The sequence below is a fragment of the Arthrobacter sp. ISL-72 genome (genome assembly GCF_018613755.1).
Classification (GTDB): Bacteria; Actinomycetota; Actinomycetes; order Actinomycetales; family Micrococcaceae; genus Arthrobacter.
The window spans coordinates 1-23,435 of sequence record NZ_JAGGPP010000048.1 but is presented as its reverse complement, the minus strand read 5'-3'; the positions used below and the strand labels follow the sequence as shown (position 1 = coordinate 23,435).

Genomic DNA, 23,435 nt, shown 5'->3' with positions numbered 1-23,435 from the left:
GGTATCTTCTCCTGCAGCCACGTCCAACCTCTCTTTGCGCGCATGCATCGGCGCACTCAGGTCCGGCAGGGTAACTGCCTGGCATGAACGCGACGTGTGCGACGTATCGGTTACAACAGCCCGGTCATGTGCGCCGGGCAGGGTCCTATCACGTCTATGACCGCATAAAACCAGGGCGATCGCCCCGCCGGCATAGTCGTCATCAGCCACTCTAGCTCTGACAGCTATCCGATGCGTAGCCGCTGCCTGACAGGGCTGTCGTATTTGACGTCATACTGGTTGTGTGACTGACGGCGGCCTCCGGGACCGGCGTCAGGCCTTGGTGTGACACAGAATAAGTCGGATCGCCGGGACAACAGCTTGAAGAGCAGACACAAAGGGTGTTGGCTGGTAGTAATGGAAATCACTAGATTTATGCAGATGACTAAGCATTGGAGGAACACGTGAGCGAGGCCGACGCCGCCACTTCGGTAAATGTGGCGGAAAAATTGGGTTTCAAAAACGGGGATCTGATTCAGGAGTTCGGTTACGACGACGACGTCGACTTCGACTTACGTGATGATATTGAGGACCTGACCGGGTCCGAGCTCCTCGATGAGGACGACCACGACGTCGTAGACGCCGTCATTTTTTGGTGGCGGGACGGCGACGGTGACCTCGTTGACACCCTCATGGATTCACTGACCACCCTGAGCGAGAACGGTGTCGTCTGGGTGCTGACGCCGAAATCTGGCAGGCAGGGCTATGTCTCGCCGGCGGAGATCCAGGAAGCCGCACCTACGGCCGGGCTCCACCTCACCACCTCTGCAGGCGTATCCAAGGACTGGAGTGCCACACGCCTGGTCTCCAGGAAGAACAAGTGACGCCCCCGCCACTGCAAACGGTTCAGCACGCCGGCGGAGCCACGGTCCTGCCGGAGGTCGGAGAGGTAGCCCCCGACTTCGAACTGGTAAACCAGTACGGAGAACCCGTCCGGCTGTCCGAACTCCGGGGGCGCAACGTCGTCGTCGTTTTCTACCCGTTTGCCTTCTCGGGTATCTGTACGGGCGAGCTCTGCGAAATCCGGGACAACCTTGCGCTGTTCGAGGACGCCAACGCCACTGTGCTGGCAGTCTCGGTGGACAGTAAGTTCACGCTGCGTGCCTACGCTGAAAAGGAAGGCTACGGGTTCGATCTGCTGGCCGACTTCTGGCCGCACGGTGGAGTGGCATCGCTCTATGGGGTGTTCGATGCCGACACCGGGATGGCGCAGCGTGGAACGTTCATCATCGACGCGGACGGAATCATTCGGTACGTTGTGGTGAATCCGCGCGGCCAGGCCCGGGATTTGGCCGGATACCGTGCGGCCCTCGCGGAGCTCGGCGGGAGCTGACGGGATGAGCCAGCGGCGCCCTGGACTCGGCATGACTGGATTCGCCAGCCTGCCGCCGGTCAGCGCCGCCGCTCCTGACCCTGACGAACTGGGTGTGCTTCGGAGCATCCGGGACATCCTGGCCGGAGACCGCTTCGCACTCCTGACCGGAGCCGGGCTGAGCACAGACTCGGGCATCCCGGACTATCGCGGACCCGGCGCAGCCCCGCGGGCGCCCATGACGTACCAGGAGTTCATCGGCCACGCCGGTAACCGGCAACGGTATTGGGCGCGTAACCATATCGGCTGGTCCCACCTTAGGCGGGCCGATCCAAATGACGGCCATGCCGCCGCTGCCCGGCTGGAACACCGCGGCCTGCTGACCGGCCTTATCACCCAAAACGTGGACCGGCTCCATGAAGACGCCGGCAGCATCAATGTGGTGGATCTCCATGGCCGCTTTGACCGTGTGGCCTGCCTTTCCTGTGCGCGGCGTTACAGCCGTACCCTGCTAGCCGGAGTTCTGGAAGAACTGAACCCCGGTTTCCTGGAACAGGCCCTGGCGGACGGCGTCGTGGAGATGGCGCCCGACGCCGATGCAACGGTGGAGGACTCAGCCCTCATCGGCAGTTTCGTCGTGGCCCACTGCCCGGCCTGCGGCGGCACCCTCAAGCCCGACTTCGTGTACTTCGGTGAGAATGTTCCCAAGGACCGGGTTGACCGCTCCTACGCGATGGTCGATGAGGCCGGTGCCCTCGTTGTTGCCGGATCCTCACTGACGGTCATGAGCGGTCTCCGGTTTGTCCGGCATGCCGCAAAGCAGGAGAAGCCGGTGGTCATCATCAATAGGGGAGCGACGCGAGGTGATGACCTGGCCACCGTCAAACTGGAGGCCGGGGTCAGCGAATCGCTCACCTGGCTGGCCACTGAGCTGCCCGATCTGTGATGTGCGTCTCAGCTGTGGCGGCAGGCGCCGCCGGATTGGCGTTCCGCCGGTTTCATCCGGTACAGTTGCTGTTCGTTGGTTGAAGCGCTCCGGCGCTGAAACAACTGTTTGGGTCTTTAGCTCAGCTGGTAGAGCGCCACGTTTACACCGTGGATGTCATCGGTTCGATCCCGGTAGGACCCACCAGCAAACCCCGTCGTTGCAGGCCGAAAGGCAGGCAGCGGCGGGGTTTTTTGTGTGTTGCCGCGGACGCAAAGGAATGTCGGGCCCTGTCCATAGTGTTGCGGCATGGAACACGTCATGATGAGGATGGCCCCGGACGGACGGCCCCTGGCCGTTGTCCGCAGCGGCCGGGAATGGACCATCTGCGCGGAGCCGGTGCGCTGGTTTGAGCGCGTGAGCTGGTGGGAGGCTGAGCGGAGGATGCCAAAAGGCCTGGGGCGGGTGGACATTGAAGTGTGGCGGGTCCAGGCGCGGCTGGGCAGGAATTCGAACTCGGCGCTGACCACCATGGAACTCGTCCGTGACGGACTCGGCGGAGGCTGGCGGCTGAGGGAGGCCATCGCGGACGCCGCGTGATGCGGCCCGCCTGAGTGATGCTGCGCGAGTGATGCCGAGGGCGTAATTCCGAGACCGTGATGCCCGGGAATTGGAAAAGCCTTCCACCGCGGCTATTGGGGGATGCCGCGGTGGAAGGCTTGAATTGAATATACAGTGAATTTTTCGAAATGTGAAACACTCCGGCAGGGAAACATTTCAAATCATTTCTGCCCTCCTCCCTCGCAGCCGCGGTTGGGGCACCCGCCCCCATGGACGGCCCGCCCGGGTGTAAACACATTATGATGGTTAGTGTTCAGCTGAATGAACAGTTTCGATGGCGTTTCGACGGACGCGCTCTACCTGAAGGAGAATCATGGCCGATTCCCGGACTCCCCGCACCTCCGACGGACTGGGAAGCGCGTCCCCCGCGCCGGCCGTGACGCGCGCCGCGGCCGTGCTGGAGGCGCTTGCTGCCTCGGCAACAGGCAGGCTGACCCTGAGCGACCTGTCGAGGGAACTCGGCATTCCCAAGTCCTCCACATCGAATCTCCTGCTGGCACTCGAAGAGGCGCGCCTCATCAACCGCCAGGGGGCCGATTTCACGCTGGGACGCAAGCTCGTGGAGCTGGGCGCCGCCTACCTTAGCCGGCTGGATGAGGTTCAGGAGTTCTACCGCTTTTGCGAGCAGGCCCCGACGCTGTCTGGTGAGACTGTCCGTATTGCCATGCTGGACGGATCCAACGTCATCTACCTGGCGCGGTATGAGGGACACCCCGCGGTCAGGCTTACCTCGAACATCGGCGACAAGATGCCGGTGTCGCTGTGCGCCGTCGGCAAGGCGCTGGTAGCCCGGCTGCACGACCACAACATCGAGGAGATGTTTCCCGATGACGCGGAGCTTCCGGTGCTCACGCCGAAGTCGCTGCGCACGGGGGCCGAATTCAAGAAACAGCTGCCTGTTATCCGCGAGCAGGGGTACGCCTTCGAGGACGAGGAATCCACCACGGGCGTTGTCTGCCTTGCCGTTGCCGTCCCGACCCGGGGAGCCCACGGACCCAGCCTTGGACTGTCCGTCACCGCGCTGAAGGCGACGTACTCCGAGGAGCAGGGCGCCCAAATGGTTAAGGAGTTGAAGGAACTGGCCCGCTCGCTCGGCAATCCCATGGGCTAGGAGCGGCTTCTTCGGGGGGCCGTTTCCGACTCCTCCGTACAAATCGGATTTCATCGTTGGCTATCCGTTCAGAGTGCTGTACTCTGTTCAATATAGTGACCGACGCTACCGGTGTCGCCGCTATCCCACCAGGCCAACGGGGGTCTGGAGTGTTCTTAAGGGAGTGCTAGTGACAACTCGTACGAATTCACCGCTTGCCGATGTGGACGGCGCCGTCGTCGAACCGGACCAACTGCGGAGGGCAACTCTTGCCAGCTCCGTAGGCTCCGCTCTGGAGTACTACGATTTCTACATTTACGGCCTGGCTTCGGCCTTGATCTTCGGGCCGCTGTTCTTCAAGCCCCTCGGCGACGACGGCGCCCTGATTGCCTCGTTCGCCACCTATGGCGTGGGATTCGCGGCACGTCCGTTCGGCGGGGTGATCTTCGGCTTCATCGGCGACCGGTTCGGCCGCAAAATGGTCCTGATCCTCACCATCGGGCTGATGGGAAGTGCAAGTTTCGCAATCGGTCTCCTGCCGACATTTGAGCAGGCCGGCATGCTGGGTGCTGTGCTCCTGGTGACCCTTCGCATCCTCCAGGGCCTCGGCGCCGGCGCTGAACAGGCTGGCGCCACCACGCTGATCTCCGAAGTGGCGCCGCGCCGCCGTCGTGGATTCTTCGCCTCCCTGCCTTTCGTCGGAATCCAGCTGGGTACGCTCCTTGGAGCCGGCACCTTCGCCCTGATCGCCATGGCAGACAAGGCCGTCCTCGAAGGCTGGCTGTGGCGCGTGCCGTTCCTGGCGAGCGTGCTGCTGATTGCGGTGGCCATCTTCATCCGGCTGCGGCTCAAGGAGACGCCGGTTTTCCAGGAGCTCGAGAAGCACAAGAACGTGGTCAAGAATCCCATCGGCCAGCTCTGGAAGCACTCCAAGAAGAACGTCCTGATCGGCATCGGCCTGCGCATGGGCGAAAACGGCAACTCCTCGATCTACTCCGCGTTGCTGATCGCCTTTCTCGCGGCCAAAGACGGAGTTTTCCCGGGCGACAAGTTCATCGGCCCCGTCGGCCTGCTCATCGCGGCCGGCTTCGCGGCCGTCCTGGTGGTCACCTTCGGAGCGCTGTCGGACCGCTTCGGCCGCGTCCCCGTGTACCGCTACGGGGCACTGTTCCAGGCCGTTATCGCACTCCCGGCCTTCTACCTGGTGAGCCTGGGCAACGTGACCCTCGTCTGGGTGGTCATGGTGGTGGGCATCGCCATCGGCGTCCAGTCCATGCTCGGACCGCAGTGCCCGCTGCTGCCGGAACTCTTCGGTTCCCAGTACCGCTTCACCGGCGTGGCCATGAGCCGTGAACTCTCCGCCGTGATGGCCGGCGGCCTCGTTCCGCTGGTGGGTGCCTCGCTCCTCGCAGCCACGGACCACTCCTGGCTGGTGCTCGCCTGCTACTCACTGGTGCTGGCGCTCATCTCCTTTGCCACCACCTTCTTCACCCCGGAGACCGTGGGCCGCGACCTCGTCCTCACCGAGGACGCGAGCTAGCCGCAGCACTGAACTGCACTCCAAGCCGCAGGCCGTGGCTCCCGCCGCCAGGAAGGAGCCGCGGCCTAGGTGTGTCCCGGCTAGGAGATGTTGCGTTCCAGTGCATGGCCGATGATCCGCGCACCTTCCGGAAAGGCTCCCGGGTTGGACCCGGAGTAGTTGAGCCGGATGTACGCCCCTGCGGGTTCGGCGGGGAACCACTCCCGCCCGGCGGCGATGATCACTCCGGCTGTTTCGCAGTCGCGGGTCAGCTGTTCGATGTTGGTCCCGTCGGGGAGCCGTGCCCAAAGGTTCAGGCCTCCCTTGGGAACCTGCTCGATGTGCGCCTGCGGGGCGTGCTCGCGCATGCTGGTGACCAAAAGGTCGCGGCGTGACTGCAGTTGATGGCGGAGGCTGCGCAGGTGTGTCTGCCACCCGGGCTGGGTCACGACGTCGAGCGCCGCGGCCTGGAGCAGGCCGCTGACATACATCGACTCGGCAGCCCGGTCCGCAAGGATGCGCTCACGTGCCGGACCGCGTGCAATGACGGCGGCAATGCGGATGGCCGGGGAAACGCTCTTGGTCAGGGACCGGAGGTACACCACGTGGCCGGAGTCGTCGCGGGAGGCGACCGGCACGGGGCTGGTGGTGATGCCGAAGTCGTGCGCCCAGTCGTCTTCCACCAGGAACGCACCCTTCCCGCGCATTACCTCCAGGACCTCCTCACCCCGGCCTGGCGCCCATTGTGCCCCGGTGGGGTTCGCGTAGTTGGGTTGCGCGTAGAACAGGCGCGCGCCGGTTTCGTCAAACGCCCGGGCCAACTCGACGGGGTCCGGGCCGTCCGGGCCGCTCGGAACCGGAACCACCCGGACTCCGGCCTGCGCGGCCGCCAGTATGGCGCCCCAGTACGTGGGGGATTCCATGAGGAGCGGTTGCCCGCGCCCTGCGAGGGCGCTGAAGATGGAGCTGAGCCCGCTTTGGCTGCCCGGAAGTACGACGACGTCACTTGGGTTCGGCGGTGTTGTCCCGGCCGGCGTCGACGTGCCGAGCTCGTGCGCGAACCATGACTGCAGCTCCGGCATGCCGGCCGCGGGTGGACGGGACAGGGCGGCGTCGCCGCGGGCCGCTCGGGTGAGGGCTGCACGCACCAGCCGCTCGGGCAGGAGCTCCCGGTCCGGGTAGCCGGAGTGGAAGGCGATGGTGTCGTTGGCAACGTCGCGCATGGTGGAGGAAGCGGCGGGGAGCGGTGTCAGCGGCGAGCGCAGGGCCGCCGTCTGCCAGCCGTAGTCAGAAGGGCGCGCAGTCCTGACGGTCCGCACAAATGTCCCCACGCCGGGCCTGCTCTCGATGAGGCCCTGGGCTGTCAGGGCCTGCAGTGCCTTTTGGACGGTCACAGGACTCGCCTGGTATTCGGCCACCAGTGCCCGCGTGGACGGCAGCTTCGATCCTGGGGCGGCCTTGGCGATCCACTCCCGCAGCCGCGTTGCAATCCGGGAGCTGCTATCGTTGTTCATGAGAGATAATAGTAGCGCTACTACGCTAATCCTCCCAGCGGTACTGTCCCGCCAACCTAACGGACTCTTGTGGGGGCTAGTGGGAGTAGCGGCCTTCTCGTTCACCGTTCCCTTCACCAAGGTCGCCGTCGGCGGACTGTCACCGCTGTTCATCGGGTCCGGCCGCGCGGTGGTGGCTGCCCTGCTGGCAGGCTTCGCGCTGGCACTGACGCGGCAGCGGCTTCCCAGCGGCGCGCAGTGGGCGCGCCTCGCGGTGGTGGCCGGCGGCGTTGTCATCGGCTTTCCCTTGCTAACGTCCTTTGCGCTCACCACCACCCCGGCCAGCCACAGCGCGGTGGTCATCGCACTGCTCCCGGCCGCGACCGCGACGGCGGCTGTCCTGAGGGGGCACGAACGTCCCCCGATGGCGTTCTGGCTGATTACCGGTGCAGGCGCGCTGGCTGCCATCGGCTTCGCTTCCATGCAGTCCGGCGGGTTCGGAGAACTGCATTCGGCGGACTTGCTGCTCCTGGGTGCAGTGGTGGCTGCGGCCGTCGGCTACGCGGAAGGGGGCCTGCTGGCCCGGGAGCTGGGCGCCTGGCAGACCGTGTCCTGGGCGCTGCTGCTTGCCTTGCCACTGATGGTGTTCCTGACGATGCTCTCCATGGCGCAGCAGCCGCCGTCGGCTACGCCGGTCCAGTGGGCGGCCTTTGCCTACCTTGCGGTGGTGAGCATGTTCCTGGGCTTCTTCGCGTGGTACCGGGGCCTGGCCATAGGCCCCATGGCCCAGGTAAGCCAGGTCCAGCTCATCCAGCCCGTGCTGAGCATCTGCTGGGCCGGTTTCTTGCTGGGCGAGGCCCTGACCTGGACCACCGTCATCGGCGGCCTCGCCGTGATCCTCTGCGCCGGCGCCGCCGTCCGGATCCGACTCAGTCCCGCGCCGGCCAAACAGAGTCCCTGAACAAGGGCCCTGAACACACAACCCACCGATCATCCCCCGGAAAGGGAACACCCCATGTACATTCCAGTCCACTTCGCTGCCGGCGCCGACGCCATCGATGACCTCCTCACCCGGCCCGCAGCGGCCAATCTGATCACCATGACCTCGCAGGGCCTGCTCGCAACCCTGCTGCCGTTCGTTTTCGAGCCCTCCATTGGCAGCAATGGCGCGTTACATGGCCATCTGGCCCGGAACAACCCCCAGTGGTCCGAAGCGGCGATCGGAGAGTCGCTCATGATCATCCAGGGCGCGGACGCTTACATTTCACCCGCCTGGTACCCATCAAAAGCCGAGCACGGGCGCGTCGTGCCCACCTGGAACTACTCCACCGCCCACGTGTACGGCACACTGGTCATCTATGACGACGCGGTCTGGCTGGGGGACCATGTCAGGCGGCTGACGGACCACAACGAGGCCGGCTCAGAGCACCGGTGGTCGGTGGATGATGCGCCGGAGCGTTTCATTTCCGGGCAGCTCCGCGCCATCGTGGGAGTCGAACTGCTCATCACGCGGATTGAAGCCAAGGCAAAACAAAGCCAGAACCGGACCGACGCCGACGTCAAGGGAGTCGTGGCCGGCCTTGCGGCGCGGGGGCAGGCGGAGAGCTCAGCCGACGTCGCCCGGGCAGGACGGGGACGCCCGGACCGGTGTCCCGCAGCAGCGGCGGCCCCGCCGCGGTCGGAGGAGCCGCGCTGACGGATGGCAGGAACGAGCCCCGCGCAGGAACGAGCCCCGGAGCGTACGTTCCTAGTAAAAGTGCAGGGTGTCTACCAGGTGGGGGAGTTCGCCGCCGTCGAGGAACGTGCGCAGGTTGCTGCTGAAGCGTTCGGCGATGAGCCGGTTCTCCGCAGCGCTCAGCGCCGACGTGTGCGGGGAGACCATGACCTTGGGGTGGCTCCACAGCGGGCTGTCCTGCGGCAACGGCTCGACGGCGAACACATCGAGGCAGGCGTAGCCCACCCGGCCGTTGTCGAGCGCCTCCAGCAGGGCGTGTTCGTCCACCACTGTGCCCCGGCCCACGTTGACGAACACCGTTCCCGGCTTCATCGCGGCGAACACTTCGCGGTTGAACAGCTTTTCGGTGTAGGGCGTGCCGGGCAGGGTGTTCACGACGGCATCTGCCGAGGCCAGCAGTGCGGCCAGGCCGTCGTTGCCGGCCACCTCGTCGATGCCGTCGATCGGCTCAACGTTGCGTTTGGTGCCGCTGACCTTCATGCCGAGAGCCCGGGCGATACGGGCGGTTTCCAGCCCGATCTCGCCCAGTCCCGTCACCACCAGGGTTGAACCGTTCACCAGGCGCGTCGGGGTGCGCAGCTCGGGCCACACCTTGCCCGCCTGGTCCGCGGCAAGCTCAGCCGTCCGCTTGAAGCCGTTCAGGATGCCCAGCGCCGCAAATTCCGCCAGCGGCAGGGCATGGACGCCGGCCGAGGTGGTCACTTTGAACTTCTGCAGGGTCTCCTGGTCCAGGCCCGAGGCCTTGACCGCTCCGCCGGCACCGGCAGCCATGGCATGGATCCACTGCAGCCGGGGGTTGCTTTCGGCAATGCGGGCCAGTCCCGCAGGACTCTCATTGGGGAAGCCGTACAGGACGTCGGCCTTGTTGAGCATGTCCCAGTACCGTTCCTCCTGCTCCGGAGTGCGGAGGAAGTCCGGGTCACCGGCGTGGTCGGCGGGGAAGCGTTCCGGCGGGAGAAGGTCCGGCTCATAGAGGACGGTCACGGCAGGATCTACGGCGCGGATGCGCGCCACCAGCTCGGCTTCGAGCGGGACGGCGATTGCGACGGTGGTTTTAGTCGTCATGGTGTTCATCATACTGAATGGAGGCTAGGATATTGAACAGATTTTTCACCCTAGCCACGAAGAAGTGAGGTACGGCTTCCGATGACATTACCGACAGAGACCGAATTGAGCGGCAAAAGAGCCGGTTTCGTCGGCCTGGGCCTGATGGGCGGCCATATGGCAGCCAACCTGCTGAAGGCCGGCTGGAAGGTGACGGGCTGGAACCGGTCCGAAACCGCGCTGGACCACTTCACGGCACGTGGCGGTGAACGCGCTGCAAGCGTTGCCGCCCTGCGCGATGAACCGGTCATCATCTTCATGCTGCCGGACCTGTCCTACATCGAGGAGGCCGCGGCCGGCCTCCTGGCCGCCTGGGCCGAACAGCCCCCGCAGCCGGGTGCCGCCGTCGTGGTCATGAGCAGCGTTTCACCGGCAGCCGTCCGGGATTTCGGCGCGAGGGTATCCGACGTGAGCGGCGGCAACACCGTCGTCGTCGATGCACCGGTCAGCGGCGGCACCAAAGGTGCCCGCGACGGAACGCTCGCCATCATGGCCGGGGCCGAGGAAGGGGACTTCCAACGGCTCCTTCCCCTGTTCAACGCAATGGGCGGGACGGTCCGGCGGCTGGGGCGCCTGGGGTCCGGCTCGCTCGCGAAGGCCTGCAACCAGCTCATCGTGGGAACCACGACGGCGGCGCTCGCCGAAGCCGCCGAGCTTGCCGAACGCTCCGGCATGGAGGTTGCGGCGCTGTATGAGGTGCTGTCCGGAGGGCTCGCCGGCAGCCGTGTACTGGATATTGTCGGACCGCGCCTTGCAGCCAAGGACTACGAGCCCACCGGGCCGGCGGAGTTCATGCACAAGGACCTTTCCTTCGTCCTCGAAAGCGCCGCAACCGTCCATGCCGCCGTGCCAATGGCCGCCGCCGGCGTCGAACTCTACGCCGAACTCAAGCGCCAGGGACTCGGGGACATGGACCTCGCCGCTGTCCGGCAAACCATCTCCAATCTCAGCGCCGATGCAGTCGCAACCAGCAGTCACGACCAATTGAGGAACAGCAAACGATGAGTTCACTTTTTGACCTGACAGGCCGGACCGCTCTGGTCACGGGCTCCAGCCGCGGGATCGGCAACGCCCTGGCGCGGGCGCTGGCCGATGCCGGTGCCACGGTGGTGCTCAACGGCATCAACGCGGAGCGGCTGAAATCAGCCGAAGCGGCCATGGCCGCCGAGTACCCGCCGGGACGGGTGCACAGCTGCGCCTTCGACGTCACCAACGACACCGAAGCCGCGCGCGGCGTCGCCTGGGTGGAAGGCAACGTGGGTCCGCTGGAAATCCTCGTGAACAACGCCGGAATCCAGCACCGTGTGCCCATGCTGGACCTGGAAGTCAACGACTGGGAACGGGTTATCTCCACAGACCTGACCAGCGCCTTCCTGGTGGGACGCGAAGCCGCACGCCACATGATCCCGCGCGGCCGGGGCAAGATCATCAACATCTGCTCGGTTCAGACCGACCTGGCGCGGCCAACCATCGCCCCCTACATCGCGGCCAAGGGCGGACTCCGAAACCTCACCCGCGCCATGACTGCCGAATGGGCGGACTCCGGGCTGCAGATCAACGGCATCGCCCCGGGCTACATCCACACCGAAATGACCCAGAACCTGGTGGATGATCCGGAATTCAACGCCTGGATCCTGGGCCGCACGCCGGCACACCGCTGGGGGACCGTGCAGGACCTTGCCGGCCCGGCCGTGTGGCTGGCCTCTGACGGTTCAAACTTCGTGAACGGCCAGACTATCTTCATCGACGGCGGAATGACGGTGGTGGTCTGATGCCCCGCGTCCATGAACTCCCGGATACCTCGGCCGCGGTCGTGGCGCATGCAGCCGGCGACCTCCGGATCGAGAACGTTCCCCTGGCGGCTCCGGCATCCGGTGAAGCCGTGGTGGAAGTAGCCTTCGGCGGCATCTGCGGCTCCGACCTGCACTACTGGCTGCACGGCGCGGCGGGCGAGTCGGTCCTCCGCGCGCCCCTCGTGCTGGGGCATGAGATCGTGGGAACCGTGCTGCAGGCGGCGTCGGACGGAACAGGCCCGGCCGCGGGCACCGCCGTCGCCGTCCATCCCGCCACCCCCGGCCCGGGCCCCGCGCGGTATCCCGAGGACCGGCCCAACCTGTCCCCGGGCTGCACCTACCTCGGCAGCGCCGCCCGTTTCCCGCACACCGACGGGGCCTTCAGCCGGTACGTCAACCTGCCGGCCAGGATGCTCCGCGTGCTGCCGGAAGGCCTCAGCCTCCGCACCGCCGCACTGGCGGAACCGGCCAGCGTTGCATGGCATGCCGTGGCCCGCGCCGGGGATGTCAGGGGGAAAACGGCCCTGGTGATCGGGAGCGGCCCCATCGGCGCGCTGGCAGTGGCCGTCCTCAAGCGCGCGGGCACCCGACGGATCGTGGCGGTTGACATGCACGCCAAGCCCCTGGAGATTGCCCGCGCCGTCGGCGCCGACGAGGTGCTGAAAGGGGACGAAGCCGAGGCCATCGCGGCTGTGGAGGCGGACGTGGTCATTGAATCATCCGGCAGCCACCACGGCCTCGCCTCCGCGATCAAAGGCGCCGTCCGCGGCGGCAAGGTGGTGATGGTGGGCCTGCTGCCGTCCGGGCCCCAGCCAGTGCAGATCTCCCTTGCCATCACCCGCGAGCTGGAGTTGCTGGGCTCATTCCGCTTCAACGACGAAATCGACGACGTGGTCGCGGCGCTCGCCGACGGCACACTGTTTGTGGACCCCGTGGTGACGCACGACTTCCCGCTGGAGCGCGGACTCGAGGCGTTCGAAGTGGCCAGGAATTCGGCTGAATCGGGGAAGGTCCTGCTGGACTTCCGGCCGGTCAGCTCCGCAGCGGGATGAAGACCCTGGGCTGGTCCTGCCAGCTGGCCTCCATTTCCGTGATGGTGGCGCGCATGATCCGGCTGGAGGCCTCACGGGCTCCCGTGCTGTCACCGGCCGCGATGGCCTCCGCAACATCCACATGCCACTGCAGCGCGGTCTCGCTGGGGTGGTCCGGCATGAGGCCGTGGACCGTTCGGCCGGTCAGGGTTTCCGCGACCTGCCCCACGAGGTTGGCGAACATCTCGTTTCCTGAACCGGTCAGGAGCAGGGAGTGGAACTGGATGTCCAGCTGCAGGAACTCCGCCATGTTGCCGGCCTGGCCGGCGGCGCGCATGGCCAGCGACACCTGCAGCAGTTCCCGCCGGATGTCCTGCGGTGCATTGGCGGCGGCAAGCTCGGCGGCAACGGGTTCGACGGCGGAGCGCAGCTCAGCGAGGGACCTGAGCTGGGCGCCGCGGGCCTCGCCGGCCAGGCGCCAGCGGATGACCAGGGGGTCGAACGGATTCCACCGGCTGGGCGGCAGGACGCGGATGCCGACCCGCTTGATGGTTTCCACCAGGCCCAGCGACTGCAGGACCCGGACGGCTTCGCGCACCACGGAGCGGGAAACCTTCAGTTCGTCCTCCAGCTGCTCAGCCAGCATCACATGGCCCGTGGGCAGGGCGCCGCTAATAATGCGGGCTCCCAGATGTTCAATGGCACGGTGGTGCAGGCTGGTCGACATAGTCGTAAGCATAATCGGGCCGGCGGGGCCGTCCCGTGCCTGCCCAATCCCGTACCGGAGCTGGCCACAGCGGCCCGGTCCGATGCTGGCGGCATCATAGACTGTTTTATGACGCGCCGCCTTCCAAAACGTGGGCGCTACTTTCCCGTTGTCCGCGGAAATACATATGGTTTATTGACAGCCACTGGTTCTTAGAGCGTGTTCCGCAGGAAGTGCGGAACAGAATGCACACGTTGCACAGAAATGAATTGGAGTTTTGATGTCAGCACACATCGGTGTCACCGGCCTTGCGGTGATGGGGGCCAACCTCGCCCGCAACCTGGCCCGGAACGGCTTCACCGTTGCCCTGCACAACAGGTCTGTTGAGAAGACTGACGCGCTGCTGGAAAAGCACGGACACGACGGCGACTTCGTGCGTACCGAAACCCTCCAGGAACTGGTCGACTCCCTGGAAAAGCCCCGCCGCGTGCTCATCATGGTCAAGGCCGGCAAGCCGGTTGACTCGGTGATCGAGCAGCTCGAGCCCCTGCTGGAGGCGGGCGACATCATCATCGACGCCGGCAACTCGCATTACGAGGACACCCGCCGCCGGGAAGCTGCCCTCGCCAAGAAGGACCTGCACTTTGTGGGCATCGGTGTTTCCGGCGGTGAGGAAGGCGCCCTGAACGGCCCGTCCATCATGCCCGGCGGCTCCAGGGAGTCCTACGACGCCCTCGGACCGCTGCTGGAAAAGATCGCCGCAAACGTTGACGGCCAGCCCTGCTGCGCCTGGATCGGCACCGACGGCGCCGGCCACTTCGTCAAGATGGTCCACAACGGCATCGAATACGCCGACATGCAGGTCATCGGCGAAGCCTTCGACCTGCTGCGCTCCGGCGCCGGCATCGAACCGGCCGAGCAGTCCAAGATCTTCGCCGAATGGAACAAGGGCGAGCTCGCCTCCTTCCTGATCGAAATCTCCGCCGAGGTCCTGGGCCACGTGGACACCCGAACCGGCAAGCCGTTCGTGGACGTCGTTGTGGACGCAGCCGGGCAGAAGGGCACCGGCCGCTGGACGGTCATCTCCGCCCTGGAGCTGGGCTCCCCGGTGTCCGGCATTGCCGAATCCGTGTTCGCCCGTGCCCTGTCCTCCCAGGCCGACCAGCGCAAGCTGGGCCAGGAACTGCTCGCCGGTGAAGAAATCGACGTCGAGGTCCCGGACACGTTCGTCGAGGACGTCCGGCAGGCGCTGTATGCCTCCAAGCTGGTGTCCTACGCCCAGGGCCTGGACATGCTGACTTCGGCCGCCACCGAATACGGCTGGGACCTGAAGCTGGACGAGATCGCTTCGCTGTGGCGCGGCGGCTGCATCATCCGTGCGGAACTGCTCAAGGAAATCACCAAGGCCTACGCGGCCGAGGAGAAGCCCGCCAACCTGCTGTTCGCCCCGGCCTTCACCAAGGCCATCGCCGAGGTCCTGCCGGCCTGGCGCCGCGTTGTGGCCACTGCAGTCCAGCTGGGCATCCCCGTGCCGGTGTTCTCCTCCTCGCTGGCTTACTACGACGGCCTGCGCCGCAAGCGCCTCCCGGCCGCCGTGATCCAGGGCCAGCGCGACCTCTTCGGTGCGCACACCTACGGCCGCGTCGACGCCGAGGGCACGTTCCACACCCTCTGGGGCGAGGACAAGTCCGAAATCGAGGCAGTGGACACCCACTAGCCCCGACGGCTCTTTGATCAACGGCTGGCGCTTCCCGGATACTCTGGGAGGCGCCGGCCTTTGCCGTTAACAGGCTTGGTCTCTCCGGTGGTCGCCGTTTGTGAGGAGTGCAGTCCATGTCGCAGCCAGTCGCGTTAGTCACCGGTGCCTCCACCGGCATCGGCTTCGAGGCCGCCAGGAAGCTCAGCCAGCACGGATTCATTGCGTACGCGGGGGCTCGGCGGGTCGGGAAAATGGAGCCGCTGAGGGCCTTCGGCGTGCACGTGCTGGCGCTGGACGTCACCGACGAAGCGTCGATGGCAGCAGCAGTGGACACCATCCTTGACGCCCAGGGCAGGATCGACGTTCTCGTCAACAACGCAGGCTACGGGTCCTACGGTTCCCTCGAGGAAGTGGAACTGGCGGAGGGCCGGCGGCAGTTCGACGTCAATGTGTTCGGCCTGGCCCGGATGACCCAGCTGGTGCTGCCCGCCATGCGCGCCGCCGCCCGGGGGAGGATCATCAATGTCTCCTCCATCGGTGGCAAGATGTATGAGCCCCTGGGCGCCTGGTACCACGCCACGAAGTTCGCCGTCGAGGGCCTCAGCGATTCCCTGCGCCTGGAACTCAAGCCCCACGGCATCCGCGTGTCAATCATCGAACCGGCGGGGACGCAGACCGAATGGGGCGGCATCTCCGCCGAAAGCCTGCTGTCGTCCTCCGGGAGCGGCCCGTACCGGGAGCAGGCCAAGGTCGTGGCCGCGGCGCTGGCCTCCACAGGAGGATCCGAAAGGTCGACGCACCCGGAGGTGATCGCCGATGCCATTGTCCACGCGGCGAGCTCGGCCCGGCCGAAAACCCGCTATCCGGCGGGCAAGGGCGCCCGCGCCATCCTGGCGCTGCGGCGGCTCCTGCCCGACCCGGTGTTCGACGTTGTGCTTTGGACGATCTACAAGTGGTATGCCCGCTAGATCCGGTACTCGATGTAGTACTCGGCGGGGTCCACGGCGGGCTTGGTTTCGCGCTGGGCATCCCGGTGGCGGTACGTCGCGGGGATGCCGGTGATGATGGACTCCGGCGGGGCGTCCTTAACCACTACGGCGTTGGCTCCCACGGCGCTGTCGCGGCCGATGGTGATGGGGCCAAGGACCTTTGCACCCGCGCCGATGGTCACGCGGTCCCCAATGGTGGGGTGCCGCTTGACCTTGGCCAGGGACCGTCCGCCCAGCGTTACGCCGTGATAAATCATGACGTCCTCGCCGATTTCCGCGGTCTCGCCAATGACCACGCCCATGCCGTGATCGATGAAGAAACGCTTGCCGATCGTGGCGCCCGGGTGGATCTCGATCCCGGTCAGGAACCGCGCCAGCTGTGAAATCAGGCGGGCCGGGAAGCGGAGCGCAGGATTCTGCCAGAGCTTGTGGGTGAGGCGGTGCGCCCAGATGGCGTGCAGGCCGGAGTAGGCAAAAAAGTTCTCAAAAGAACCTCGAGCCGCCGGGTCATGCGACCGGGCGGCGTCGAGGTCTTCCTTAAGTCTTGCGAAGAAACTCACAAAGACCTTTCTACAGGAGACGGGGAAGGGCGGGTTAAGGCTTAGCCCCGGATGTCGTCATAGAGCACGGTGGAGATGTAACGCTCGCCGAAGTCGCAGACAACCGCGACGATCAGCTTGCCCGCGTTCTCCGGGCGCTTGGCGAGTTCGAGGGCTCCCCAGACGATGGCACCGGACGAGATGCCGCCCAGGATGCCTTCCTTGATTCCGAGGTCGCGTGCCACGCGGACCGAGTCCTCCAGGGTGGCGTCCAGGACTTCGTCGTAGACGTTGGTGTCCAGGATTTCGGGAATGAAGTTGGCGCCGATGCCCTGGATCTTGTGCGGGCCGGGAGCGCCGCCGTTCAGGATGGCGGAGTCCTTCGGTTCGATGGCGACGATCTGGACGTCCGGCTTGCGTTCCTTCAGGACCTGCCCGACGCCGGTCACGGTGCCGCCGGTGCCGATGCCGGCAACGAAGATGTCCACCTTGCCGTCGGTGTCGGTCCAGATTTCCTCGGCCGTTGTGCTCCGGTGGATCTCCGGGTTGGCTTCGTTGGCGAACTGCTGGGCCCAGATGGAGTTCTCCGTGTTGGCCACGATCTCCTGGGCCTTCTCCACGGCGCCGCGCATGCCCTCGGAGCCCGGGGTCAGCACGATTTCGGCGCCGAACGCGCGGAGCATGACACGGCGTTCGGTGGACATGGTCTCCGGCATGGTCAGGATGACCTTGTAGCCGCGGGCAGCACCCACCATGGCCAGGGCGATGCCCGTGTTGCCGGAGGTTCCTTCGACGATGGTTCCGCCCGGCTTCAGGGCGCCTGACTTCTCGGCGGCGTCCACAATGGCAACACCGATGCGGTCCTTGACGCTGTTGGCCGGGTTGTAGAACTCGAGCTTGACGGCCACCTGGGCGTCGAGGCCCTCGGTCAGCCGGTTGAGCCTGACCAGGGGAGTGCCGCCGACAAGCTGCGTGACGTCGTCGTAGATCCGTGCCATGTATTTGTGCCTATCTCTGAAGAGTTCTCTGAACAGCGAATACTGAGGTCAGCCTAACGAGGCGGCATGACGGCTGCTAAGCATTAAGCCATGCAGAGTAATATTTCCGCGCCTTGGCAAGCTTCGGGTTGATGATGACCTGGCAGTAGCCCTGTTCCGGATGCTTCGCGTAGTAGTTCTGGTGGAAATCCTCGGCGACATGGAACACGGGCAGCCTGCTCACCTCGGTGACGATCGGGTGCGCCCACAGTTCCTGGTTCCGTTCGATCGCCTCCTCGAAGAGGATCTTTTCCTCCGTGGTCTCATAGAACATGGACGAGCGGTACTGGGTGCCGACGTCGTATCCCTGGCGGTTGAGCGTGGTGGGATCGTGAAGGGCGAAGAACATGTCCAGGATGACTTCGGCGGGGATGACGTCCTCGTCGAAAGTCACTGCCACCACTTCGGCATGGCCCGTGGTGCCCGAGCAGACCGAGTAGTAGTCCGGATGGCGGTCGTGCCCGCCGGTATAGCCCGAGATGACGGACGTGACGCCTTTGGTTTTTTGATAAACGGCATCAAGGCACCAGAAGCAGCCTCCGCCAAGCACAAAAGTTTTCATGTCCTCTTCAATGGTTGGAGTGCGCCGATGATTCCCCCACCACCTTACGAGACTGTTACACGTGCGGGCGAGGCCAACGAATAGGGTAAAAATGAGGATATGGAACCTGTGAACACCGACGTTGCAGAAGACGCGCGTACTGCTGATCCCGCCGGTGCTGATCCGACCGATGCCGAATCGTCCGCTGTCCCCACCCTTGGAGAGATCCTGTTGGCGGTGGAAGAGCTCTGGCCGGAGTCCCTCGCCGAGGACTGGGACGAGGTTGGCCTGGTGGCCGGCCATCCGTCATCCGAGGTCAGCAAGGTCATGTTTGCCGTTGATCCCACCCTGGATGTCATCGAAGAAGCCATCGAATGGGGTGCCGACCTCCTGATCACCCACCACCCGCTGCTCCTCAAGGGAGTCACGTCGGTAGCGGCCACCACGGCCAAGGGCAAAGCGGTCCACCGCCTGATCGAATCGGGAACGGGCCTGCTGACGGTTCATACCAACGGTGACTCCGCCGTCGGAGGCGTTTCGGACGTGCTGGCCGACGCCCTTGGCCTCCAGGACGTAGTTCCGCTCACCCCGGCTCCGAACGGTCTGCCCGAAGAAGGCATCGGGCGGGTGGGCGACCTCGAGGACGTGATGACGCTGGGGGATTTCGCCGCACGGGTCTTCGGAATCCTGCCGTCCGTGGCGGGAGGCGTGCGCGTTTCCGGGGACAAGGACGCCCTGATCCGTCGGGTCGCAGTATGCGGCGGGGCCGGCGACTCCCTCTTTAACGAGGTGCGCGCGAGCAACGCGGACCTCTTTGTCACGGCGGACCTGCGCCACCACCCCGCGTCCGAGGCCCGCGAAAACGCCGTGAACGACCGCCCGTACCTGATCGATGTTTCGCATTTTGCCAGCGAATGGCTGTGGCTGCCCGCAGCGGCAGAGGCGCTGGGAAACGTCCTCAGCGACCAGGGACACGACGTCGACATCCGCGTCAGCACAACGAACAGCGACCCGTGGGACTTCATTCTCACTCCGGGCGGGGACTAGAGTCTAAACTGCGCCGGTCCGGTGCCCGGCTGCGGCCGGTAGGAACAAGCGGAGGTAATAGTGGCCAAGGCAGCACCGGCGGAACAGTTGAAATTGCTCGAACTGCAGGCACTCGACGCCAGGCTGAAATCGCTGTCCAACCGTCGCCGGACCATCGAAGGTGATCCCCGGATCAGTGACCTCCAGGCCGCGCTGTCCGTGGCCAACGGCGAACTCGGAGCCGCCAAAGTGGCGGTTCACGACGCCGAAGCGGAACTCAAGCGCTCCGAAGGGGACGTGGAACAGGTGGCCGCCCGGATCGAACGGGACGAAGCGCGGCTCAACAGCGGCACGGGCCTGTCCAAGGACCTCGTTGCCCTGCAAAGCGACATCGCCTCGCTCAACAAGCGGCGTTCGGCGCTGGAAGATGTTGAGCTTGAAGTCATGGAGCGCCTCGAAGGCCTCCGTGAACGCCAGGCGGCCCAGCAGATGATCGTGGACGACGTCCAGGGATCCTTTGGCGTGATCCGCGCCGAACTGGACGCGGCGCTGGCCGAGATTGCCGCCGAGGAGGCAGAGGTCGGCAGCAGGCGCAAGGAGTTCGCCGCGGGTCTGGATGCAAGCCTGCTTGCCGTCTACGAAAAGACGCTCGCCAAGCGCGGAGTGGGCGCGGCCAGGCTGTTTCACGGCAAGTCCGAAGGCTCCGGCATGCAGCTCAGCCCCGGCGACCTCGCCGAGATCAAGGCAGCCGCGGAGGACGACGTCGTCTTCTGCCCCGACTCCGGCTGCATTCTGGTCCGCTCGGCAGAGTGGGCCTAGGCACTAGCCGGGCAGGATGATGTTCAGGCCGTGCGGCTTGCGCGCGCTGCCTTCGACCAGCTCCGCTGTCCACTTCTCGCCCGCGGCCTTGAGCAGCTGGGCCGGGGTGCGGGGAGCGGCGCCGCGGCGCGTCAGCAGATGCCGTGCCAGCTCGCCGCGGGTGTGCTTGGCGAAGTGGCTGACCACCTTGCGGACCCCGTTGGCCTCAGTAAAGACATTGACGGCAACGGTCTGTGCCGGCGGCGGAGCCCAGGCAGCGGAATAGGTGCTGGACCGGCAGTCCACCAGCAGCTCACCTTCGGTTGCGGGTGCAAGGGCCTCCGCGATCTGCGGCTTCCAGAACGAAGCCAGGCGGCCGACGTCGGGCAGGGACGTTCCCATCGACAGGCGGTAGGCGGGCACCCGGTCAGCGAAGCGGATGGCGCCCCACAGGGCGGAAATCACCAGGACCGATTCATCCGCTTTGCGGCGCTGCGCCGCCGTCAGGGACTGGTAGCTCAGCGCGTCGTACAAGACGCCGGAATAGACCTGGTGCGCCGGAGCGGCTGGTTCCGTACGGAGCCGGGTGTTGCGTTCGACGTCGGCACTCAGCGAGGCGCCGACGCCCAGCAACGCGAGGGCATCCTGGTGGGCGCTGACTCCACCCAGCGCCTCCAGCACCTTCGCGCGGTACGTATTCAACGCGGGAAAGCTCAGGGCGGCCCAGTCGACGGCTTCACCGTGGACAGCGGGGGTCTTGCCTTCGGACGGCGGCAGGAGAATCAGCACCGTACGATCTTACCGGCGGGGTCAAAATGCGGTTGCCGCGGCGACGCGGCAAGACATCAGGCGAGATGCCGTCCCAGGAACGAGAGCACGTCCACGTAGTCTTTCGGACACCGCCCCGCGGCTCAGGCAGCCTTAATCGGCGGTTTGGCTGCGGTAGCTGTGGCCGCCTGGTTCTCGCGGGCGAGGAACGCTGAGAGCTCGCCGATGGTGCTCATCAGCGGTGCCGGAAACACGACCGTGGTGTTCCTGTCCACGCCGATTTCGACGAGGGACTGCAGATTCCTCAGCTGCAGCGCCAGCGGGTGCGCCATCATGGTGTCGGACGCGTCGCCCAGAGCCGCCGCCGAGATGGCCTCGCCTTCGGCGGCGATAATCTTGGCGCGCTTCTCGCGCTCCGCCTCGGCCTGCCGGGCCATGGCGCGTTTCATGCTGTCCGGGAGCTGGATGTCCTTCAGCTCCACCAGCGTTACCTCCACGCCCCACTCCAGTGTCAGTGCATCCAGGATTTCCCGGATGTCACCGTTGATGCGCTCGGTTTCGGACAGCGTCTGGTCCAGGCTGTGACGGCCCACCACCTTCCTCAGGGTGGTCTGGGCGATCTGGTCGATGGCCGCTGCGACGTTCTCGATCGCCACGACGGATTTCACGGCGTCGACCACCCGGTAGTAGGCCACAGCCGAGATGTCGACGCTGACATTGTCCTGGGTGATGATGCCCTGCGACTGGATTGGCATTGTCACGATCCGCAGGCTGACCAGCGGAAGGCGGTCAATGACCGGGATGATGAACCTCAACCCCGGCATCCTGATGCCGATGACCCTGCCCAGCCGGAAGAGCACTCCGTGTTCATACTGGCGGACGATCCGGATGGACATCTTCAGCAGGATGAGCACCAGCACTGCGGCGGCGATGGCGATGTACATGCCGGTGGGGTCCATCAGGATCCCCTCCTTCTTGCCTGGGTTGATCTTGTTCAATTGTCCCACCAAGGGAATCGAAAGCGCCTGGCATCCGCTGCGGAACCGGGCAGCCTGGGTTGCCCGTAGAATGAAACACGGATGGGTTGACCAGGCGGCCGCGCGTCACGCAAGTGGCTCGAGGAACGTCCGGGCTCCGCAGAGCAGGGTGGTGGGTAACGCCCACTCGGGGTAACCCGCAGGCCAGTGCCACAGAAAACAGACCGCCCGCGTCGCGCCGATTTGAAAGCGGCACGAAACAGGTAAGGGTGAAACGGTGGTGTAAGAGACCACCAGCTTCCCGGGTGACCGGGAAGGCTAGGTAAACCCCACCCGGAGCAAGGCCAGACAGGGCACGTTTGAGGGCTGCTCGCCCGAGTGTCCGGGTAGGCCGCTGGAGGGCGCCGGCAACGGCGTTCGTAGATGGATGGCCGCTATTTCCGCACCGGCAACAGTGCGGGAACACAGAACCCGGCGTATCGGTCAACCCATCCACCATAACGCCGCTTTCGCCGCGTCATTCCGGGAATTTTGCCCCAAGTTGCCGGGGTTTAGGCAAGTGGAACTTGTCGCGCTAAATCAGGGTTCGATCGCGTAATGGTGGAGTGTTTTGCCCATAATTTGCCCATGGGATTTCCGGCTCTAAGACTGGAAAGACTGCATGATGGACAGGTGCCCGGCACGGTCCGAGATGAGGCACTTGGCCAGATAGAAAGGCCTGCCTCCGTGGCGGACGTACTGGGTGAGGACAAGCACCGGATCCGAGGCGCGGAGGTCCAGCAGCTTAGCGCGGCTCGGCCCAACCTGGCTCAAACTAATCTGGCACTCGCCGGGACCAGTCAGCCGCCCCAGGACCCTATTCAGGGTGGCCATCATCGTGCCCCCGCCGTCGTCCGCCACCTCCACTGTCCCGGCGACGTTCTCCTGCAGCTGCGCGATGCGCTCACCGTCACGAATCAGTACCGACTCCCACAGCCACACGTCAGCCCCCGGCTCGACGCCTACGCCGGGCGCGGCAAACTCGGACGCCGGCTGCCGCACCACCTGGACGCGCTTCACTTCCACCGGTCGGCCGCTGCACATCGTCTCGACGCTGCTCGGCCACCTAAACCTGGAAACCACGCGAGGTTACACGGCAGTGTTCCCCGAGCAAGTCATCCAGGCGCACCACACCTTCATCGAACGGCGCCGGCAAACCCGCCCTGATCATGAACTGCGGCCAGCCACCGAGACGGAGTGGGCCGAGTTCGAACAGCACTTCCTCCTCCGACGGGTCGCTCTGGGCACCTGTCACCGCCCGTACGCCACCCCCTGCGTGCATGAACACGCTTGCATCAAGTGCCGGTTCCTTCAGGTGGATCCAGCCCAAGCAGGCCGTATCGAGGACATGACCGCCAACGCCGAAGAACGGCTTGACGAGGCACGAAACCACCAATGGCTTGGCGAAGTGCGTGCCTTGGAAGAAAGCCTCGTTCACCTTCGGCGCCGCAGAGAGAGGAAACGAGGCAGTTCGGGGATCAGGCGAAAACCACATCGTTGAAGTAGAAAAAGCCGCAATTTTGGGAATCGGTAGTTTGGGGCGTCTCGTATCCCTAGCGATTCGAGACATCTGGGTTATGAGACACATCGCCTCGGTTCGGAGAAGGGTTCAGCTGCCCGTAAGGGGATCCGTGGGTTCTTGCGGTGATTGCAA

Annotated in this window: 24 protein-coding genes, 1 tRNA gene, 1 other RNA gene and 1 pseudogene; 17 read left to right on the top strand and 10 right to left on the bottom strand. The window is 65.3% G+C overall.

All coding sequences use genetic code 11. From position 1 onward, the window contains the following. The first annotated feature begins 443 nt into the window (after positions 1-443). The 7 genes from J7I92_RS23265 (at position 444) to J7I92_RS23235 (ending at position 5,527) form a co-directional block, all read left to right on the top strand. Complete coding sequence (locus J7I92_RS23265; protein ID WP_214844312.1) at positions 444-863, top strand: DUF3052 domain-containing protein; 420 nt, start codon at positions 444-446, stop codon at positions 861-863. A gap of 11 nt (positions 864-874) precedes the next feature. Then, the gene (locus J7I92_RS23260) at positions 875-1,372 is read left to right on the top strand and encodes a peroxiredoxin (protein WP_214844316.1); all 498 of its coding nucleotides are present in this window, start codon (positions 875-877) and stop codon (positions 1,370-1,372) included. A 4-nt stretch (positions 1,373-1,376) separates the two neighbouring features. Continuing rightward, positions 1,377-2,297: an NAD-dependent protein deacetylase gene (locus J7I92_RS23255; RefSeq protein ID WP_214844310.1), complete on the top strand. Its 921-nt coding sequence runs from the start codon at positions 1,377-1,379 to the stop codon at positions 2,295-2,297. Positions 2,298-2,407: 110 nt separating this feature from the next. Next, positions 2,408-2,483, top strand: a tRNA-Val gene (locus tag J7I92_RS23250). 102 nt (positions 2,484-2,585) lie between these two features. Beyond that, positions 2,586-2,876 carry a hypothetical protein gene (locus tag J7I92_RS23245; RefSeq protein ID WP_214844307.1) on the top strand — a complete coding sequence of 97 codons (291 nt, stop codon included), beginning with the start codon at positions 2,586-2,588 and terminating at the stop codon, positions 2,874-2,876. A 334-nt stretch (positions 2,877-3,210) separates the two neighbouring features. Further along, positions 3,211-4,008, top strand: coding sequence for an IclR family transcriptional regulator (locus J7I92_RS23240; protein WP_214844306.1), 798 nt, complete (start codon positions 3,211-3,213; stop codon positions 4,006-4,008). Positions 4,009-4,171: 163 nt separating this feature from the next. After that, positions 4,172-5,527, top strand: a complete 1,356-nt coding sequence (locus tag J7I92_RS23235; protein ID WP_396020450.1) for an MFS transporter — start codon at positions 4,172-4,174, stop codon at positions 5,525-5,527. An 80-nt stretch (positions 5,528-5,607) separates the two neighbouring features. On the opposite strand, the gene J7I92_RS23230 is transcribed toward J7I92_RS23235, so the two are convergent. Then, on the bottom strand, positions 5,608-7,020 hold the full coding sequence (locus J7I92_RS23230) for a PLP-dependent aminotransferase family protein (RefSeq protein ID WP_214844303.1): 1,413 nt from the start codon (positions 7,018-7,020) through the stop codon (positions 5,608-5,610). Here J7I92_RS23230 and J7I92_RS23225 point away from each other — a divergent pair. Both J7I92_RS23225 and J7I92_RS23220 read left to right on the top strand, forming a co-directional pair. Next, positions 7,019-7,960, top strand: a complete 942-nt coding sequence (locus J7I92_RS23225) for a DMT family transporter (protein ID WP_214844302.1) — start codon at positions 7,019-7,021, stop codon at positions 7,958-7,960. The two genes, J7I92_RS23230 and J7I92_RS23225, sit on opposite strands and share 2 nt — an antisense overlap. A 54-nt stretch (positions 7,961-8,014) precedes the next feature. Then, on the top strand, positions 8,015-8,695 hold the full coding sequence (locus J7I92_RS23220; RefSeq protein ID WP_214844301.1) for an FMN-binding negative transcriptional regulator: 681 nt from the start codon (positions 8,015-8,017) through the stop codon (positions 8,693-8,695). 51 nt (positions 8,696-8,746) lie between these two features. On the opposite strand, the gene J7I92_RS23215 is transcribed toward J7I92_RS23220, so the two are convergent. Continuing rightward, positions 8,747-9,811 carry a D-2-hydroxyacid dehydrogenase gene (locus tag J7I92_RS23215; protein WP_214844300.1) on the bottom strand — a complete coding sequence of 355 codons (1,065 nt, stop codon included), beginning with the start codon at positions 9,809-9,811 and terminating at the stop codon, positions 8,747-8,749. Between the two features lie 93 nt (positions 9,812-9,904). Between J7I92_RS23215 and J7I92_RS23210 the strand changes: the two genes are divergently transcribed. Genes J7I92_RS23210 through J7I92_RS23200 form a run of 3 tightly spaced genes read left to right on the top strand, consistent with a single transcriptional unit; the run spans position 9,905 to position 12,683 of the window. Further along, complete coding sequence (locus J7I92_RS23210; protein WP_251040367.1) at positions 9,905-10,843, top strand: NAD(P)-dependent oxidoreductase; 939 nt, start codon at positions 9,905-9,907, stop codon at positions 10,841-10,843. Next, on the top strand, positions 10,840-11,610 hold the full coding sequence (locus tag J7I92_RS23205) for an SDR family oxidoreductase (protein ID WP_214844298.1): 771 nt from the start codon (positions 10,840-10,842) through the stop codon (positions 11,608-11,610). Before J7I92_RS23210 ends, J7I92_RS23205 begins: the two co-directional genes overlap by 4 nt. Then, on the top strand, positions 11,610-12,683 hold the full coding sequence (locus J7I92_RS23200) for an L-idonate 5-dehydrogenase (RefSeq protein WP_214844296.1): 1,074 nt from the start codon (positions 11,610-11,612) through the stop codon (positions 12,681-12,683). Before J7I92_RS23205 ends, J7I92_RS23200 begins: the two co-directional genes overlap by 1 nt. Here the strand turns inward: J7I92_RS23200 and J7I92_RS23195 are convergent. Then, positions 12,664-13,389, bottom strand: coding sequence for a FadR/GntR family transcriptional regulator (locus J7I92_RS23195; protein WP_214844294.1), 726 nt, complete (start codon positions 13,387-13,389; stop codon positions 12,664-12,666). The two genes, J7I92_RS23200 and J7I92_RS23195, sit on opposite strands and share 20 nt — an antisense overlap. 259 nt (positions 13,390-13,648) lie before the next feature. Here J7I92_RS23195 and gndA point away from each other — a divergent pair, with 259 nt between their 5' ends. Together gndA and J7I92_RS23185 are read left to right on the top strand one after the other, a co-directional pair. Beyond that, positions 13,649-15,085 carry an NADP-dependent phosphogluconate dehydrogenase gene (gndA, locus tag J7I92_RS23190; RefSeq protein WP_214844292.1) on the top strand — a complete coding sequence of 479 codons (1,437 nt, stop codon included), beginning with the start codon at positions 13,649-13,651 and terminating at the stop codon, positions 15,083-15,085. A gap of 116 nt (positions 15,086-15,201) precedes the next feature. Then, on the top strand, positions 15,202-16,035 hold the full coding sequence (locus J7I92_RS23185; protein WP_214844290.1) for an oxidoreductase: 834 nt from the start codon (positions 15,202-15,204) through the stop codon (positions 16,033-16,035). Here J7I92_RS23185 and epsC read toward each other — a convergent pair. From epsC to msrA, 3 genes are all read right to left on the bottom strand, one after another. Next, complete coding sequence (epsC, locus tag J7I92_RS23180) at positions 16,032-16,616, bottom strand: serine O-acetyltransferase EpsC (RefSeq protein WP_214844288.1); 585 nt, start codon at positions 16,614-16,616, stop codon at positions 16,032-16,034. The two genes, J7I92_RS23185 and epsC, sit on opposite strands and share 4 nt — an antisense overlap. A gap of 41 nt (positions 16,617-16,657) precedes the next feature. After that, the gene (cysK, locus tag J7I92_RS23175) at positions 16,658-17,593 is read right to left on the bottom strand and encodes a cysteine synthase A (protein ID WP_214844286.1); all 936 of its coding nucleotides are present in this window, start codon (positions 17,591-17,593) and stop codon (positions 16,658-16,660) included. A gap of 76 nt (positions 17,594-17,669) precedes the next feature. Continuing rightward, a complete protein-coding gene (msrA, locus tag J7I92_RS23170) occupies positions 17,670-18,194 on the bottom strand; it encodes a peptide-methionine (S)-S-oxide reductase MsrA (protein WP_214844284.1) in 525 nt (174 codons plus the stop codon). A gap of 99 nt (positions 18,195-18,293) precedes the next feature. Here msrA and J7I92_RS23165 point away from each other — a divergent pair, with 99 nt between their 5' ends. Both J7I92_RS23165 and J7I92_RS23160 read left to right on the top strand, forming a co-directional pair. After that, a complete protein-coding gene (locus tag J7I92_RS23165; protein WP_214844282.1) occupies positions 18,294-19,220 on the top strand; it encodes a Nif3-like dinuclear metal center hexameric protein in 927 nt (308 codons plus the stop codon). Between the two features lie 60 nt (positions 19,221-19,280). After that, complete coding sequence (locus J7I92_RS23160) at positions 19,281-20,018, top strand: zinc ribbon domain-containing protein (RefSeq protein ID WP_214844280.1); 738 nt, start codon at positions 19,281-19,283, stop codon at positions 20,016-20,018. 3 nt (positions 20,019-20,021) lie between these two features. On the opposite strand, the gene J7I92_RS23155 is transcribed toward J7I92_RS23160, so the two are convergent. Both J7I92_RS23155 and J7I92_RS23150 read right to left on the bottom strand, forming a co-directional pair. Continuing rightward, a complete protein-coding gene (locus J7I92_RS23155) occupies positions 20,022-20,786 on the bottom strand; it encodes a YaaA family protein (RefSeq protein WP_214844278.1) in 765 nt (254 codons plus the stop codon). Positions 20,787-20,908: 122 nt separating this feature from the next. After that, positions 20,909-21,724, bottom strand: a complete 816-nt coding sequence (locus tag J7I92_RS23150; protein WP_214844314.1) for a slipin family protein — start codon at positions 21,722-21,724, stop codon at positions 20,909-20,911. 121 nt (positions 21,725-21,845) lie between these two features. Here J7I92_RS23150 and rnpB point away from each other — a divergent pair. After that, positions 21,846-22,237, top strand: an RNA gene (rnpB, locus tag J7I92_RS23145) — RNase P RNA component class A. Between the two features lie 147 nt (positions 22,238-22,384). Here the strand turns inward: rnpB and J7I92_RS23140 are convergent. Beyond that, positions 22,385-22,816 (bottom strand): annotated as a pseudogene (locus J7I92_RS23140) (UTRA domain-containing protein); the annotation flags it as partial. Positions 22,817-22,847: 31 nt separating this feature from the next. Continuing rightward, positions 22,848-23,219 (bottom strand): hypothetical protein, encoded by a 372-nt coding sequence (locus J7I92_RS23135; protein WP_214844274.1) that lies wholly within the window; start codon positions 23,217-23,219, stop codon positions 22,848-22,850. Positions 23,220-23,435: the final 216 nt, after the last annotated feature.